This window comes from Microvirga sp. P4_G7, assembly GCF_056401005.1.
In genome coordinates this window covers 1-809 of record NZ_JBFUKD010001058.1, presented here as the reverse complement: position 1 = coordinate 809, position 809 = coordinate 1, and the positions used below count along the sequence as shown (strand labels likewise).

The window sequence follows — 809 nt, the reverse complement described above, 5'->3', positions numbered from 1 at the left end:
CCTGTGCCGTCAAGGTATCGAGTCCAGCAGAGGCCTGCTCACGCTGTGAATCGTCCGTCAGTTCGGCGACCATGAGGCGACCCGCCAAATCCGGATGCGCCCGGATCAGGGCGAGTTTGCGGTCCCGCCCCGCATCGGCGAGCACGTGAACCATCGCCGCATGCAGTCCCTCCGCCGTATCCTGCGCGGTCGAGAAGCCGCCGTCGTAGGCTCTCTCAGCGATCCACGGTGAATGTTCGAACACGTCACCGAACGACTCGACGAAAAGCGCCTTGCTCATCGTACTCGGTTTCAAATCCAACGGCCGATGATGGCGGATCCAATGCCGGGCGATATCGATGCGCTTGGCAATCCACACGTCGTCATGGCCAGCGACATAATCGAGGAAGCGCGCGAGCGCTGCGGCCCTCCCCGGGCGTCCTACCAAGCGGCAATGCAGTCCAACCGACATCATCTTGGGCGCATCGTCGCCCTCCCGATACAGCGTGTCGAAACTGTCCTTGAGATACGTGAAAAACTGGTCTCCGGAATTGAACCCCTGCGGGGTGCCGAACCGCATGTCGTTCGCATCGAGCGTATACGGAACGATCAGTTGCGGCCCTTTCGGCCCTTCGATCCAATACGGCAACTCGTCGGCGTAGGAATCGGCGCAATAGAGAAAACCTCCCTCCTCCATGACGAGAGGGATGGTATTTTCCGAGGTACGGCCGGTGTACCAGCCGAGCGGCCGCTCGCCCGTCACCTGCGTGTGGATCCGGATCGCTTCTTTGAGATGCGCTCGTTCCTCTTCGGCCGAGAAATCCTTGTAG

1 protein-coding gene is annotated in these 809 nt (G+C 60.8%); it reads right to left on the bottom strand.

The window, feature by feature from the left end; all coding sequences use genetic code 11:
- On the bottom strand, positions 1-809 hold an 809-nt coding region (gene uraD / locus AC1DT3_RS22990; protein ID WP_477467473.1), incomplete at both ends, for a 2-oxo-4-hydroxy-4-carboxy-5-ureidoimidazoline decarboxylase.